The following is a 14,901-nucleotide window of genomic DNA, read 5'->3' as shown; positions in this document are numbered from 1 at the left end:
GATAATGCATAATTTGAAATTATCAAACTCCTTTTTTCTATTTATTTGTTTTTATTTCTTAGTTCTAAAGCCTGTTTTAAAGTATAGGGTTCGTATTTGAAATCCGGCCCGTACATTCTTTTGGCGTTTTCTTCAATAGTGGAATCAAAACCTGCTTCTTTTCTTCTTTTATTAACATTTTTAAGATCTTTAACAGGCCAGACAAAATTGACAAAGACTTGTTTTCCGTTCTTATCTTTTGTCATTTCTCCTTTTCCCTGTGTACCGTAGATCTGTTCTTTATCTTCCTGCATCAGATACCTATCTTCCATCATGGCAACCCATGTAAAAGGAATTTCTTTCTTTTTTCCAGCTTCTTTTATGAGAGGAAGATATTTTCCAATCTTGGTTGAATGCTGGATTACGTACCATGCGGCCTGGTTTGTAGGTTCTCTTACCAATGTTTTTCCGGGATAGCCATATTGAGCAATAATATTTTCTATTTTCTGCACGTTCAGACTATCATGTTCTGCCACCATCTGCCAGCCTTTCTTTTTGAACTCTTCTTTGTCAATATTAAGGGTTGTCAGGAGCTGCTCTCTTTTTTCCGGCGTTATTTCGGTATCAAACAGTTTTCTGTATCCCTGATCCACCTTCATAATCTCATCGAGTTCTTTTTTCAAAGCTTCATTTACTTTCTGTTGGGCATTCATCAAAAGAGCTGAAATCCCGAAAAGCAATGCAATTATTTTTCTCATTTTGTTTAATTTGGTGTCTGGTTTTAGTTTTTATAAGTCTGTTACTTTCTTCCCGATTTTGTAAACCGTTCCTACAAATTTTGCAATCAGCTCCTGACTTTGATTGGTTATCTGAATATCATAAACGGCTGTTTTTCTCGTGTCATTCACCAACACACTTTCTGCTCTGAAGACATCTCCTTCTTTTCCTGCTTTGGTAAAATTGATGATACAGTTCAGCGCTACTGCAGCATCCCCGGTATTATTGGATGAAAATGCCAGCGCAGAGTCTGCAAAAGCAAAGGTAACCCCGCCATGAACTGTTTTAAGCCCATTAATCATATCTTTCTTAATCGGCATTTCTATTAAACAGTAATTTTCTTTTACTTCAATCATCTTAATATTCATCCACTGGGAAAAATAATCCTGATTGAACATATAATCTGCTACTTGTCTTGGATTCATTTCTATTATATGTTTGTTATTTCTTCATACAGCTCATCGGATAATCTGTCATAAACATTCATTGTTTTACCCAGAATGATTTGCTCATATGAAAGATTTTCAGAGTCTGATGAATTTTCAGAGGGATAGGATTCATTTAAATCAATTCCATTTTCAATAGCTAATCTTCTGATCAGCTCTTTATATTTCTCATTAAACTTTCCTAACAGCTCAAGCCTTTCCTCAGCATCGACAGAGGAAGCCTCCTGAGTTAAATACTTTTTCTCAATGAAAAGCCTGGTCTCCAGCTCCGCTCTGAACTCTTCTATATTCATAATATTAATTTGAGAATTAAATAAATTTGAGAATTTGAAAATGAAAACATGTTATCATCAATTTTCAAATTGATACATTTTCAAATTATCTAATTCATTTTACGAAGCAAAGGACTTTGTCTGTATCTTTCTTCCTGATATTCTTCGTAAAGGTTTTGTAAGGTTTCGGAGATTTTTGCATATCCGATTTCTTTGCCCCAGCCTAATAATCCTTTTGGATAGTTCACGCCTTTCTGCATTGCCAGCTCAATATCTTCGTCATTCGCAACGCCTAATCTTTTGGCTTCAACCGCTTCATTGATCAGCATAGAAATGATTCTTAAAAATATCTGCTGGTATAAAGAATCATCTTTCTGAGCGACAGGCTTATCTGCTCCTTCGTTATAATCGTAGAAACCTTTTCCTGTTTTTCTGCCGTGAAGTTTGGCTTCAGACATTCTTTGCTGAAGTAATGATGGCTTATATTTCGGATCGTAGAAATAGTCTTTATAAACGGTTGTTGTTACAGCGAAGTTTACATCAACTCCGATAAGATCCATCAATTCAAAAGGTCCCATTTTGAAATTTCCTAAAGTTTTCATGGCATCATCCACCTGTTCCGGTGTTGCAATATTCTCTTCAACAATTCTAAGTCCTTCCCCATAGTAAGGTCTGGCAATTCTGTTGACAATGAACCCTGGAATATCTTTGGCAATAACCGGAGTCTTCCCCCATTCTTTCATGAGGTTATAGATTTTTTCTGCTAAAGTTTTTTCTGTCAATAAGGATGGAATAACTTCCACTAAAGGCATCAACGGAGCCGGATTGAAAAAGTGAATTCCGATGAAACGCTCCGGTTTCTTTAGTTCTGCACCAAGAGAGGTGATAGAAATAGATGAGGTATTGGAACTAAGGATACAGCTTTCTGAAACATAATTTTCAAGCTCTGTAAACACTTTGGTTTTAATCTCTTTGTTTTCGATAATGGCTTCTATAATCAGCTCACAATCTTTGAAATCCTTCAATTCTGTAGCAATGGAAATATTAGCTAAAATTTCAGTCATTTTCTCTGCCGAAATTTTTTGTTTATCAACCAATTTGGTCAATGTTTTTTCCAGACCTACCGTTGCCGTTTCTACTTGTTTTGCGTTGGCGTCATATACCCAAACTTTGCATCCGTTCGTTGCGGCTACTTGTGCAATGCCGATTCCCATCGTTCCGGCACCGATAATTCCTACATATTTCATAATGTAACAGTGTATCAATGTAACAATGTAACAATCATTGTCATGCTGAGCTTGTCGAAGCATCTCATTGATAAACTGCTACATTGGTACATTGTTATATTAGTTCTTATTTTCCTTTATAATTAGGTTTTCTTTTCTGTAAAAAGGCATTTACTCCTTCAATGAAGTCTTCTGTTTCTGCAGCTTCCTGCTGTAGGTCTCCTTCCAGCTCAAGCTGTTCTTTCAATGTGTTGGTATAAGAATTGGCAAAAGCTTTTTTTGTAAGCTTAAGAGCCGCTGTAGGCATATTCGCCATTCTTTCAAGAATTTCCATAGATTTTGGAACAAATTCTTCTTCAGTGAAAACTTCAGCAACAAGACCATGAACTTTAGATTCTTCTGCAGATAATTTTTTACCTGTAAATGCTAAATAATTGGCCAATTGTCTGCCTAAAAGCTTCGGTAAGAAGTACGTTCCTCCTGTATCAGGAATTAAACCGATATTTGAAAATGCCTGAGCAAAATATGCTTTTTCATTCGCTAAAACGAAGTCAGAGATTAAAGCCAACATCGCTCCAGCTCCTACTGCAGGACCGTTTACTAAAGCAATAACCGGTTTTTTGCAACGGGTAACTTCTAACACTAAAGGGTTATAATAGTCTACCACAATTTTTCTGATAATGTCATGATCATGGTGTTCTTTTCCTACCACAAAAGCTTCATCCAGATTCTGACCTGAGCAAAACGCTCTTCCTCTTCCGGAGATAGCAACACATCTTACCGTTTCGTCTTCACTGCATTCTTTAACAAAATCTCTAAGATCTGATAAAGCCGGCTTGGTGAGGGCGTTCATTGTTTCCGGTTGATTAAGATATGCAATTTTAAGCTTCCCGTCAAAATGCGTTTCAATATCGAGTTGTGTATACATAGTTTTTATTAATTTATTATTTAACAATGCACTAATTTAACAATATAAATTCATGTAACCACCTAAGATTTTAACAATCTAACAACAGCATCGTTATGCTCTGCATATCCGTCAGTTTTATTGATAAATTGTACATTAATCTATCGTTACACTAATGACATTTAAAATAATCAAAAGGTTCCAGGCAGTCTAGGCATTGATAAGAGGCCTTACATAAAGTAGACCCAAATCTGCTGATCTGTTTGGTATGCTCAGAACCACAGCGTGGACATTTTTTCGGTTTCCCGATATGATGTTCATCGGCTCCTTTTTCAGGAGGGGTGATTCCGTAAACACGAAGTTTTTCTCTCGCTTCATCAGTTATCCAGTCCGTTGTCCAGATCGGAAACATCTTGGTAACTACTTTTGCTTCCCACCCGTTTTCTTTCATCATTTTGATAATATCCTCTTCAATGGTAAACATTGCAGGACAGGCAGAATAAGTAGGCGTAATGATCACTTCACAAGTATTTTCACCTGTGATTTGTGCATCTCTTACGATTCCTAATTCCACGATATCAATCACCGGAATTTCCGGATCGGGAATTGTTTTTAATAAATCTAAAAGCTGATTCATATTTTACTTTTTATCAGAATCAAGAATTATTTTCATTGAATTCTGATAATCCAAATTATCTGTTATTCCGTTGTGATACTGATCTTTTAATAGAATCAGACTATCACCTTTTTTAAAGCTATTTTTAAGTTTTAAGGATGACTTATAATTAATAACCTCATCTTTATCACCATGAAAAATTACAACGGGCGACTTAACGGTTTTTAAATATTCACCCGTCTTAAAATTATACTTCAGTAAAAACTTAGGAAGAAATGAAAATTTTTGACTCATTTCATCTTCCATACTATAATACGGAGCCTGTAAAATCAATAATCTTGCGTTCTGCATTGATGCTAATTTTGCAGCTAAGCCCGTTCCTATAGAATATCCTAAAATGATAATTTTGTTCTCCGGATATCTTTTCAAAAGCCCCTTGTAAGCACTCTCAACATCCGAAAAAAGCTGATCTCTATTATTAATCTTATCTTCACTTTTTCCGTACCCTCTGTAATCCAATATAAATGTATCATAGTTCATATTGGTATACAGTTCAGCGACTTCACCCCATTCTCTTAATGAGCCTCCATTCCCATGAAGGTAAAAAATTACGCCTTTAGGGTTTTGAGCTTTAAATAAAACGGAGTTTAAATGTTTTTTATCTTGTGTTATAACCGTTATTTCTTCAAAATCACCATCAAATTTAAATTTGTAATTCTCCGGTAACTTTTCAGGATAAAAAATAATTTTCTCCTGATAGAAGTAGATTCCCACACATAACATCACATATGCGATAAGAAAAAAAGCAAATATTCCAAGAAGTAACTTTTTCATACTTGTTACCAAGTACAACCCGGATATGCTCTCTGCATATACTGAAGTTCACAAAGAATAAATCCGAAATATTCGGTATGATATCCTGTTCTTGATTTTGGCTGCATAAAAGGATTTGATGGATATTCCAGTCCGAAATCTGCAAAATCTTTCTTCGTAATGGCAATGAATTCTTCGTAAAGAGCATCTGCATCCGGAACGATGTTCAAAGCAATAAGATCATCTTCACCTTCTGTTTTAGCAAAAAGTCCTTTTGTATATTCCCAGATATCTTCAATGGCTTTTACCACACGGGATTTGCTTTCTTCTGTACCCTGAGCGAAAATTTTCATCCAGGATGCAGCATGAGTATAATGATATCTTACTTCCTTTAGTGATTTCTGAGCAATAGCCGAAAGCTCTTGATCTGCAGAGTTGGACAATGCCTCATACATCAGTTTCTGATACACGGCAAAAACGTACACTTTCAGAATGGTCTGAGCATAATCTTCGTTTGGAAGTTCTGTCCAGTGCGCATTTACATATTCGTGTTCATATCTTAGAAAGGCTAAGTCATCTTCACTTTTACCGTTGTCAATGACTCTTGAAGCATAAACATAAAAGTTGTTAGCCTGTCCCAGCTCATCCAACGCGATGTTTGTCAATGCAATATCTTCCTCTAAATAAGGACCTTCACCGCACCATGCAGACAAACGCTGTCCCATAATGAAACTGTCGTCTGCGAGTTTTAATAAATAATTATATAATGGGTTCATTGTTTAATCAATTTAAAGACAGATAGATGATAGATGGATAGAAAATAGACAAGTAAACCTTAAGGTCTTTTATCTATCTGTCTATTATCTCAAAAGTCTTATTACATATTTTTTACATCGTTTGGAATGTCGTAGAACGTTGGGTGACGGTATAGTTTATCATCAGCCGGATCGAAGAATGCTTCTTTATCCACTCCTTCTGAAGTCACAATATATTTGCTTGGAACTACCCAAACAGAAGTTCCTTCTTTTCTTCTTGTATAAACGTCTCTTGCGTTCTGCAAAGCCATTTCTGCTGTTGGTGCCTGTACAATTCCAACGTGTTTGTGAGATAATCCCGGTTTAGTTTGAATAAACACTTCCCACATATCTAAATTTGCCATAGTCAAATTAATTTAACAATGTATCAATGTACCAGTTTAACAATGAGATGCTTCGACAAGCTCAGCATGACAATGATTGTTACATTTCTACATTGGTATATTGTTACATTATTATATTACTTCTTTTTGTTGTTTTTCTGCAAAAGCTATTGCAGCTTCCTTTACCCAGGAGTTTTCTCTTTGAGCTTTTCGTTTCGTTTCGATACGTTTTTTATTGCAAGGTCCGTTTCCTTTTAAGATTTCCATGAACTCATCCCATGGTAGTTCTCCGAAATCATAATGCTGTCTTTCCTCATTCCATTTCAGGTCTTTATCCGGAACAGTTAATCCTAAGAATTCTGCCTGAGAAACAGTAACGTCGATAAATCTCTGACGAAGGCTGTCATTACTTTCTCTTTTTACTCTGTAATTCATAGAGATCTTCGAGTTTGGAGAGCTGTCGTCATTCGGTCCGAACATCATTAATGCCGGCCACCAGAAACGGTTCAATGAAGCCTGAGCCATTTCTTTCTGTTGTTTGGTACCACGGCAAAGCGCCATTAGAATCTCATATCCCTGTCTTTGATGGAAAGATTCTTCTTTACAGATCTTCACCATTGCTCTGGAATAAGGACCATAAGAATTCCCCATCAGCATTACCTGGTTCATAATGGCAGCACCATCTACCAGCCAGCCGATTGCTCCTATATCTGCCCAGCTTAAGGTAGGATAGTTGAAAATACTTGAATATTTCGCTTTTCCTTCCAGCATATCATCATAAGTAGCGTCTCTGTCTGCTCTGATAGTACCGTCACCTAAAGTTTCGGTAGCAGAGTAAAGGTATAAACCGTGACCTGCTTCATCCTGAACTTTAGCTAAAAGAGCCATTTTTCTTCTCAATGAAGGTGCTCTTGAAATCCAGTTCGCTTCCGGCAGCATTCCTACAATTTCAGAGTGGGCGTGCTGTGAAATCTGACGAACCAATAGTTTTCTGTAATCATCGGGCATTACATCTTTTGGTTCTACTTTATTTTCGTCATGTACGTATTGTACAAATTTTTCTAGGTCCATAATTTTTGAATTTGAAATTAATAATTTGAGAATTAGGCAATTTGAAAATTAATCTGCAATAGTCACATTTTCAAATTAGCACATTAATTCATTTTCAAATTGAATTAAACATCATAATTAAGCATCACCACATTCGTTGTCGGGTGACATTGACAGGTAAGAACGAAGCCTCTGGCTACTTCTTCTTCGGTAAGTGCGTAGTTTTTCTCCATGAAAACTTCTCCTTCCAAAACTTCCGCTTTACACGTACAGCACACTCCTCCTTTACATGCAAAAGGCACAGGAAGATTGTCTTTCAATGCTTTATCTAAGATACTCTCTTTTTTAGAATTAAGGTGGAACGAATATTCATCATCATCAATAATTACCGTTACCATACTTTCAATATTGGCAATGGCCTTGAATTCATCACTCATTTCCTCCGTATTTTCTTCATCCGGAGCGGTGAAATACTCAAATAACACCTGGATAGCAGGTACTTTTTTATCTTTTTTCAGATAGTCTGCGATCCCCTTGATCATTTCTGCAGGTCCGCAGATGAAATAAGTAGCTTCTCTTACGTCGATATCTGTGTATCTTTCAAATAACTGTTCTAGTTTTTCAGCAGAAATTCTTCCTTCAAAAACCGGATCTTCATGTTTTTCACGGCTTACCAGATAAATAACTTTCAGCCTTCCATTGAAATGTTCTACCAGTCTATCTATTTCAGCTTTTCTTAAAATATGATTCATGCTTCTGTTGCTGTAGAACAGGTAAGCATTACTGTTAGGTTCCTGATAAAGGCTTTCTTTAATATTGGATAAAACAGGGGTAATCCCGCTTCCTGCAGCCAAACCAACATAAGTTTTTACATTGGTAGGATGATAAGAGGTATTAAAACCACCCATTGGAGGCATTACTTCCAGAATTTCATCCATGTGGAGATGTTCATTGAAATAGCCCGATACTTTTCCACCCTCAAGCAACTTCACCAATACTTCCAGTGTATTGCTTTTTTCACTCGGAGCATTACAGATAGAGTAAGAACGTCTTTCCTCATTTCCGTTGATCATCATTCGGAAATTCAGATACTGTCCTTGTTTGAACCTGAACTTATCTTTCAGTTCTTCAGGGATTTCCACCGCCACACTAACGGCTTCGGAAGTATCTTTCTGAACTTTAACTGTTTTAAGTTTATAAAATGAATTCATTATTTTTTAAGTATTCTATTAATTTTTCCACCTTCGCACTTCGGCAGGCTGTCCTGGGCATGAACTTTTACTTTCGTGGTGATTCCTACCCGTTTTTTTATTTCGTTTTCTATGTTTTTTCCGAAGTTTCCGACAAAATTAAAATAATCATCGGTATTTGCTTCTATTTTCTGTGTCTTTACCAGCTCATCATCAATTTCAACATCAATATCCAAAGCGACACACATATGTTCTTTTTCAATAGGCGTCAGATAGTAATTGGGAACCACTCCTTCCACATAAGAGAAAGCTTCCTCAATCTGGCTTGGATAGACATTTACTCCTCTTACGATCAGCATATCATCTGCTCTTCCGACAATAGGTTTCATTTTCACCATTGTTCTTTTGGCATTTTCATCATAGTAAAGGCTTGTGATATCATTGGTCCAGTAACGAAGCAGCGGCATTGCTTTTTTCGTTAATGTTGTAATCACCAATACACCTTCTTCTCCGAAAGGAACCGGCTGTTTCGTAACCGGATCTAAAATTTCAGGATAAAAATGATCTTCCCAGATATAAGAACCTCCTTTTTCTTCGAAATCTTCCATTGAAACTCCCGGACCGATAATTTCGCTCAATCCATAGATATTAGTTGCATGAACTCCTAATTTTTCTTCAATGTGACCTCTGATAATTTCTGTCCATGGCTCTGAGCCCAGCACAGCATACTTCAGACTGATTTCATCTGCAGAAATTCCTCTTTTGGCAAATTCATCCGCAATAGTCAAAGCATAGGATGGAGAGCAGCAAATCACTTCAGGCTTAAAGTCTACAATGAGATCTACCTGTCTCGCCGTCATTCCTCCCGAAATAGGAAGAACACTCATCCCCAGTTTTTCTGCTCCGTAATGAAGTCCTAATCCTCCTGTGAAAATTCCATACCCATACGCATTGTGCAGTTGCATTCCCGGTTTCGCTCCTGCAGCGTGTAAAGATCTTGCCACCACTTCACTGAAAAGATCCACATCTTCTTTGGTATATCCTACCACCGTTGGTTTTCCTGTTGTTCCACTTGAACAGTGAATACGCTGAAGTTCATTCTTAGGAACGGTAAATAAACCAAATGGATAGTTATCTCTTAAATCCTGTTTGTAAGTAATAGGAAGTTTCCTGATATCTTCAATCGACCTTATATCCTGTGGAGATATTTGTAATTCATCAAATTTCTTTTTATAAAATTCCGATTTCTCTCCCAAGTAGCTGATCAAACTCATCAACCGGTCGGATTGAAGCTGTCTCAACTGACCCAGCTCCAGATATTCAACTGCAAAATCCATAAAACTAACTAACATTTGTTAGGTGTAAATTTAAAAAGATTTTACAAGCTGGCAAAATTTTTATGACTTTTGTCACATTTTGAATGATTCTAAATAAGAAAAGTGGTTTATAACGGTATCTGTCATTCTGAACGAAACGAAGTGCAGTGAAGAATCTAATTAAAAATGCTTAATGAGATTCTTCCTTCGTCAGAAAGACAAAGAAGTGTTTAATTTTTCTGATTTCCAATAAGACCAAAAAGGATTTTCTCCCTGATTTCATCTGTAATTTCATCAGTAGAATCGCTGCTTCTTTTGAACCAGAAATAAGAATTGTTTAAAGTATGAAGAATAAATCTTGTGGTAAATGATGGTGATTTAAGTTCCCAGTTTTCTGCAGTATAGATTTCGGAAATAAGCTTTTCTACTTCCTGTTGATATCTTTTTCTCAGCTCTACAAATTCGGGAAGCTTCTCTTCCAGATGCCTCCATTCATTAGAATAAATGTGAGTAACATCGCGGTTTTTAAGAACTACGGAAAGATGCTTATCCAGTAGCAGGTTCAGTTTTTCCCTTGGGGCAATATCTGTGTTTTTTACTTCCTGAAGTTCATCGAAAAACTCCTGAGCAATGCCAAAACAAATCCATTCCAGAATTTCTTCCTTTGAACGGATGTGTGCATACAGCGATGCTGCCTTGATATTGAGTTTCGTAGCCAGATCTCTTACAGAACTCCCCATATACCCTTTCTCTTTGAAAAGCTCTACTGCTACGTCTAATATTTTTCTCTGTTTTTCTTTTAGTTCCATCTGGTAAAATGCAAAAGTAATTATTCTAAAATAAAAAGCTGAATTTTAACACTTACATCAAGTAAATTTTCCCATTTTCATATTCACCCGTAGAACTTTCTTCTCACAGTATGACTATTTGGTCATGAATTTCAAAGAAATAATTACGATATCGGAAATTTTGTCAAGTTAAATTTCCGTTAAAAATACAATATCCGGAAAATTTGTCCTATTTTTTTGTAAATTTAATAATTGAACACTTTTTGCGATATAGTCATCGAATAAATGATTAAATAATTGATGGCATTAAGAAACTAAGCCTTAAAATTTGGTTTCTTGATGTTTTTTAAAAGTAAACTTTGAACACAATACCAAAAATATATAAAATATGAACTTGAACCAATATACAGTAAAATCACAGGAGGCCATCCAGGCAGCACAACAACTTGCTATGGAATTGGACAACCAAAGTATTGAACCTCAACATCTCCTTGAAGGAATCTTTCAGGTGGATGAAAATATATCGCCTTTCCTACTTAAAAAATCTGAAGCAGACGCTAATTTAGTAAGAGAGCGCAACCGTGAAAATTTAGAAAAACTTCCAAAAGTACAGGGAGGAAATATTTATCTTTCACAATCTGCCAACAAAGTATTGCTGGATGCACCCAACATCGCCAAAAAGATGGGTGATGAATATGTGACGATTGAACATTTATGGCTATCCCTTTTGGAAACCAGCTCGGAAGTGTCCAAAATGCTGAAAGATATGGGCGTAACCAAAAATCTGCTGGAAGGTGCTATCAAAGAATTAAGAAAAGGAAGTAAAGCAACTTCTGCAAGTTCAGAAGAAACCTACCAATCCTTAAATAAATATGCTAAAAACTTCAATGAATTAGCAGCAGAAGGAAAACTGGATCCTGTAATCGGACGTGATGAAGAAATCAGAAGGGTTTTACAGATCCTTTCCAGAAGAACAAAAAACAACCCAATCCTTATCGGTGAACCGGGTGTAGGTAAAACAGCCATTGCTGAAGGAATAGCCCACAGAATTATCAACGGTGACGTTCCTGAAAACCTGATGGATAAAACTTTATTCTCATTGGACATGGGAGCTTTGATCGCCGGAGCCAAATACAAAGGTGAATTTGAAGAGCGTCTGAAATCCGTTGTGAATGAAGTTACCAAATCTGACGGACAGATTATCCTTTTCATTGACGAAATCCATACTTTGGTAGGTGCCGGTGGCGGTGAAGGAGCTATGGATGCTGCCAACATCTTAAAACCTGCTTTGGCAAGAGGTGAGTTGAGAGCGATTGGAGCAACCACTTTGAATGAATATCAAAAGTATTTTGAGAAAGATAAAGCGTTGGAAAGACGTTTCCAGAAAGTAATGGTAGAAGAACCGGATACTGAATCTGCAATTTCGATCCTTCGTGGTATTAAAGATAAATATGAAGCCCACCATAAGGTAAGAATCAAAGACGAGGCAATTATCGCTGCTGTAGAAATGTCCCAGAGATATATTTCAGACCGTTTCTTACCGGATAAAGCGATTGACCTTATTGATGAAGCATCTGCCAAACTGAGAATGGAAATCAATTCCAAACCGGAAGAACTGGATGTTCTGGACAGAAAACTGATGCAGCTGGAAATTGAACTGGCTGCCATTTCAAGAGAAGGCAACCAGACCAAAATTGATCATCTGAAAGAAGATATTGCTAAAATTTCCGAACAAAGAAGTGAGATCAATGCCAAATGGCTGAAAGAAAAACAGAAAAGTGAAGATCTTACCCAGATCAAAAAAGATATTGAATCTCTGAAACATGAAGCAGAAAGGGCTTCCAGAGCCGGAGATTATGCAAAAGTAGCGGAGATCCAATACGGAAAACTTCGTGAAAAAGAAGAAGAGCTCAATAAAGTTGAGCTGGAAATGCAGAACCATCAGAATGAACTGATCAAAGAAGAAGTTACTGCAGAAAACATCTCTGAAGTGATTGGTAAATGGACAGGTATTCCTGTAACCAAATTATTACAATCTGAAAGGGATAAATTATTAAATCTGGAATCTGAACTGCACCACAGAGTCGTAGGACAGGATGAAGCCATCCAGGCGGTTGCTGATGCTATCAGAAGGAACAGAGCCGGATTGAGTGATGATAAAAAACCTATCGGATCCTTCTTATTCCTGGGAACAACAGGAGTTGGTAAAACCGAGCTGGCAAAAGCATTGGCAGAGTTCTTATTTGATGATGAAAACAACATGACGAGAATTGATATGAGTGAATATCAGGAACGTCACAGTGTTTCGAGATTGGTAGGAGCGCCTCCGGGATATGTAGGATATGATGAAGGCGGGCAATTGACTGAAGCGGTAAGAAGAAGACCTTATTCAGTAGTACTACTGGATGAGATTGAGAAAGCACATCCTGATGTTTTCAACACCTTACTTCAGGTTTTGGATGATGGACGTCTGACTGATAATAAAGGACGTGTGGTTAACTTTAAGAATTCAATTATCATTATGACCTCGAATTTAGGTTCACATCTTATTCAGGAAAATTTTGAGAATCTTACAGAGGAAAACCAGGATGAAATTGTGGATAAAACAAAAGTAGAAGTTTTTGATCTGCTGAAACAAACGCTGCGTCCAGAATTCCTGAACAGAATTGATGAAATTGTACTGTTCCAGCCTTTAAGAAAAAAAGAAATCGGAAAAATCGTTCAGTACCAGCTGAGAGGATTCAATGAAATGTTATCTAAACGAAACATCATCATGACTTTCACTCAGGATGCGGTAGATTATCTGATGGAAAAAGGCTACGACCCTGCTTTCGGAGCGAGACCATTGAAAAGAGTAATCCAGCAGGAAGTATTAAATAAACTGTCAAAAGAAATTCTTGCAGGAAAGGTAAATGACGGAGACAGGATTACTTTGGATTATTTTGTAGAAACAGGTTTGGTTTTCAGACCTACTGAACAATAAAATAGTTTTTTTCATATACATTATTTTTGTGAATAAGTGCTGTAGATTACTCTGCAGCACTTATTTTTTATACCAACATCTTTTTAAGCAATTTATTTTCAATAAATAATAATTTCCACATAATTTCAATTTTTAGAAAAAATATTCTTATTAAAAAATCCAACCTATAGCATATTTATTAAAAAACAGCACTAACAATGTAAATATTCCACACAAAACACATATAAATTAAATTTAACATAAAATAATAAATTATTAATTAAATATATCGTATTTGAATTTCTCCTATATTCGTTTTTACTAAAAAACGAGATTTTATGAAAAAAACAATTTTAGGAGTCTTAATCACACTCCTGGTTTCATGTAATAATAATGAAACAGAAAACATTAGTCCAGAGAACACAAACATGGAAGAAACCAATATCACAGCTGGCAAAGAAGCCTTCTGCGGCTCTGATATTCTTAGAAAAAAACACCTTGCTGAAGATCCTGCAGCTATGCAGCGAATGCTTCATATAGAAAGCCAAACCGCAAACTATATCGAGCAGAAAAAAATGGGTAAAGTTTTGCCTGACGGAAGCGTAGAAATACCGGTTATCTTCAATGTCCTTTACACAAAGGCATCAAATAACGTATCAGATGCCAGAATAAATTCCCAAATAGATGTACTTAATAAAGCTTTCGCATCTACTCATTCTGATATTTCCAAGATTCCCGCAGAATTTCAACCGGTAAATGCAGGAGATACCAAAATTAAATTCAGATTGGCGGGCATTAACAGAAAGTCGACAAAAACTTCCAGATGGGCACCGGATGATAAAATGAAAAAAGCATCTACAGGAGGAATGGATTCTACGGATCCTAACCAGTATCTGAATATCTGGGTGGTAGATTATATGCCTTATCAGACCGGTTATGTTTTAGGATACGCTACTTTTCCGGAAGACGCCGGACTTTGGAACGACGGTGTTGTTATGATGGACGACTATGTAGGGGAAGGAGGCCCTGATGCCACTCACAACCAAGGAAGAGTTACCGTACATGAAGTAGGGCATTATTTGAACCTCAGACACATTTGGGGAGATGCAAATTGCGGAGATGATTTAGTGGGTGATACTCCTCAACAGATTACCAAACACTCTGGTGTACCAACTTATCCCAGATACGAAACATGTGGTGGAGTTTCACGTTCTGTAATGTTTATGAACTACATGGACTATTCAGATGAAACAACGTTATTCATGTTTACACAACAACAAAACAGCAGAATGCAAGCTACCGTTTCAGCATCCGGTCCACGTGCAGGATTAAGAGTTCTGTAATAAAAATAAATAAAAAAGATCGCTTCTTTAAGCGATCTTTTTTTTATTCTCCTTCTTTCAGACAGTATTTATATTGAA

15 protein-coding genes are annotated in these 14,901 nt (G+C 36.6%); 2 read left to right on the top strand and 13 right to left on the bottom strand.

Features of this window, described 5'->3' with window-relative positions:
- Positions 1-41: 41 nt before the first annotated feature.
- The 13 genes from FN817_RS21520 to FN817_RS21460 form a co-directional block, all read right to left on the bottom strand.
- Positions 42-737: a DUF6624 domain-containing protein gene (locus FN817_RS21520; protein ID WP_142719713.1), complete on the bottom strand. Its 696-nt coding sequence runs from the start codon at positions 735-737 to the stop codon at positions 42-44.
- A 30-nt stretch (positions 738-767) separates the two neighbouring features.
- Positions 768-1,181, bottom strand: coding sequence for a PaaI family thioesterase (locus tag FN817_RS21515; protein ID WP_142719712.1), 414 nt, complete (start codon positions 1,179-1,181; stop codon positions 768-770).
- Between the two features lie 5 nt (positions 1,182-1,186).
- Positions 1,187-1,495 (bottom strand): hypothetical protein, encoded by a 309-nt coding sequence (locus FN817_RS21510; RefSeq protein WP_142719711.1) that lies wholly within the window; start codon positions 1,493-1,495, stop codon positions 1,187-1,189.
- An 89-nt stretch (positions 1,496-1,584) separates the two neighbouring features.
- Positions 1,585-2,721, bottom strand: coding sequence for a 3-hydroxyacyl-CoA dehydrogenase NAD-binding domain-containing protein (locus tag FN817_RS21505; protein WP_142719710.1), 1,137 nt, complete (start codon positions 2,719-2,721; stop codon positions 1,585-1,587).
- Between the two features lie 106 nt (positions 2,722-2,827).
- The gene (locus FN817_RS21500) at positions 2,828-3,628 is read right to left on the bottom strand and encodes an enoyl-CoA hydratase/isomerase family protein (protein WP_142719709.1); all 801 of its coding nucleotides are present in this window, start codon (positions 3,626-3,628) and stop codon (positions 2,828-2,830) included.
- A gap of 151 nt (positions 3,629-3,779) precedes the next feature.
- Positions 3,780-4,244: a 1,2-phenylacetyl-CoA epoxidase subunit PaaD gene (gene paaD, locus FN817_RS21495; RefSeq protein ID WP_142719708.1), complete on the bottom strand. Its 465-nt coding sequence runs from the start codon at positions 4,242-4,244 to the stop codon at positions 3,780-3,782.
- A gap of 3 nt (positions 4,245-4,247) precedes the next feature.
- The gene (locus FN817_RS21490; protein ID WP_142719707.1) at positions 4,248-5,057 is read right to left on the bottom strand and encodes an alpha/beta hydrolase; all 810 of its coding nucleotides are present in this window, start codon (positions 5,055-5,057) and stop codon (positions 4,248-4,250) included.
- A gap of 5 nt (positions 5,058-5,062) precedes the next feature.
- A complete protein-coding gene (gene paaC / locus FN817_RS21485; protein ID WP_047420209.1) occupies positions 5,063-5,812 on the bottom strand; it encodes a 1,2-phenylacetyl-CoA epoxidase subunit PaaC in 750 nt (249 codons plus the stop codon).
- A 101-nt stretch (positions 5,813-5,913) separates the two neighbouring features.
- A complete protein-coding gene (gene paaB, locus FN817_RS21480) occupies positions 5,914-6,195 on the bottom strand; it encodes a 1,2-phenylacetyl-CoA epoxidase subunit PaaB (protein ID WP_039364405.1) in 282 nt (93 codons plus the stop codon).
- Positions 6,196-6,306: 111 nt separating this feature from the next.
- Complete coding sequence (gene paaA, locus FN817_RS21475) at positions 6,307-7,245, bottom strand: 1,2-phenylacetyl-CoA epoxidase subunit PaaA (RefSeq protein WP_142719706.1); 939 nt, start codon at positions 7,243-7,245, stop codon at positions 6,307-6,309.
- A gap of 104 nt (positions 7,246-7,349) precedes the next feature.
- Entirely contained in the window at positions 7,350-8,435 is a 1,086-nt protein-coding gene (locus FN817_RS21470) for a 2Fe-2S iron-sulfur cluster-binding protein (protein WP_047420216.1), read from the bottom strand.
- Positions 8,435-9,751, bottom strand: coding sequence for a phenylacetate--CoA ligase family protein (locus FN817_RS21465; RefSeq protein ID WP_142719751.1), 1,317 nt, complete (start codon positions 9,749-9,751; stop codon positions 8,435-8,437). Before FN817_RS21465 ends, FN817_RS21470 begins: the two co-directional genes overlap by 1 nt.
- A gap of 209 nt (positions 9,752-9,960) precedes the next feature.
- Complete coding sequence (locus tag FN817_RS21460) at positions 9,961-10,539, bottom strand: TetR/AcrR family transcriptional regulator (RefSeq protein ID WP_142719705.1); 579 nt, start codon at positions 10,537-10,539, stop codon at positions 9,961-9,963.
- 367 nt (positions 10,540-10,906) lie between these two features.
- Here FN817_RS21460 and clpB point away from each other — a divergent pair, with 367 nt between their 5' ends.
- Together clpB and FN817_RS21450 are read left to right on the top strand one after the other, a co-directional pair.
- Positions 10,907-13,501 carry an ATP-dependent chaperone ClpB gene (gene clpB / locus FN817_RS21455; protein WP_142719704.1) on the top strand — a complete coding sequence of 865 codons (2,595 nt, stop codon included), beginning with the start codon at positions 10,907-10,909 and terminating at the stop codon, positions 13,499-13,501.
- Positions 13,502-13,818: 317 nt separating this feature from the next.
- Positions 13,819-14,823, top strand: a complete 1,005-nt coding sequence (locus FN817_RS21450; RefSeq protein WP_142719703.1) for a zinc metalloprotease — start codon at positions 13,819-13,821, stop codon at positions 14,821-14,823.
- The last annotated feature ends 78 nt before the right edge of the window (positions 14,824-14,901 follow it).

It is taken from the genome of Chryseobacterium rhizoplanae (assembly GCF_900182655.1).
Classification (GTDB): Bacteria; Bacteroidota; Bacteroidia; order Flavobacteriales; family Weeksellaceae; genus Chryseobacterium; species Chryseobacterium rhizoplanae.
Note: the sequence above shows the minus strand (reverse complement) of the source record. Positions and strands in the feature narration are given on the sequence as shown.

Excerpts from the sequence above, each read along its gene's own strand:
- FN817_RS21460 (WP_142719705.1), bottom strand. The coding sequence starts at position 10,539 with ATGGAACTAAAAGAAAAACAGAGAAAAATATTAGACGTAGCAGTAGAG.
- FN817_RS21505 (WP_142719710.1), bottom strand. The coding sequence starts at position 2,721 with ATGAAATATGTAGGAATTATCGGTGCCGGAACGATGGGAATCGGCATT.
- FN817_RS21470 (WP_047420216.1), bottom strand. The coding sequence starts at position 8,435 with ATGAATTCATTTTATAAACTTAAAACAGTTAAAGTTCAGAAAGATACT.
- paaA (WP_142719706.1), bottom strand. The coding sequence starts at position 7,245 with ATGGACCTAGAAAAATTTGTACAATACGTACATGACGAAAATAAAGTA.
- paaB (WP_039364405.1), bottom strand. The coding sequence starts at position 6,195 with ATGGCAAATTTAGATATGTGGGAAGTGTTTATTCAAACTAAACCGGGA.
- paaC (WP_047420209.1), bottom strand. The coding sequence starts at position 5,812 with ATGAACCCATTATATAATTATTTATTAAAACTCGCAGACGACAGTTTC.
- clpB (WP_142719704.1), top strand. The coding sequence starts at position 10,907 with ATGAACTTGAACCAATATACAGTAAAATCACAGGAGGCCATCCAGGCA.
- paaD (WP_142719708.1), bottom strand. The coding sequence starts at position 4,244 with ATGAATCAGCTTTTAGATTTATTAAAAACAATTCCCGATCCGGAAATT.
- FN817_RS21490 (WP_142719707.1), bottom strand. The coding sequence starts at position 5,057 with ATGAAAAAGTTACTTCTTGGAATATTTGCTTTTTTTCTTATCGCATAT.
- FN817_RS21500 (WP_142719709.1), bottom strand. The coding sequence starts at position 3,628 with ATGTATACACAACTCGATATTGAAACGCATTTTGACGGGAAGCTTAAA.
- FN817_RS21450 (WP_142719703.1), top strand. The coding sequence starts at position 13,819 with ATGAAAAAAACAATTTTAGGAGTCTTAATCACACTCCTGGTTTCATGT.
- FN817_RS21510 (WP_142719711.1), bottom strand. The coding sequence starts at position 1,495 with ATGAATATAGAAGAGTTCAGAGCGGAGCTGGAGACCAGGCTTTTCATT.
- FN817_RS21520 (WP_142719713.1), bottom strand. The coding sequence starts at position 737 with ATGAGAAAAATAATTGCATTGCTTTTCGGGATTTCAGCTCTTTTGATG.
- FN817_RS21465 (WP_142719751.1), bottom strand. The coding sequence starts at position 9,751 with ATGGATTTTGCAGTTGAATATCTGGAGCTGGGTCAGTTGAGACAGCTT.
- FN817_RS21515 (WP_142719712.1), bottom strand. The coding sequence starts at position 1,181 with ATGAATCCAAGACAAGTAGCAGATTATATGTTCAATCAGGATTATTTT.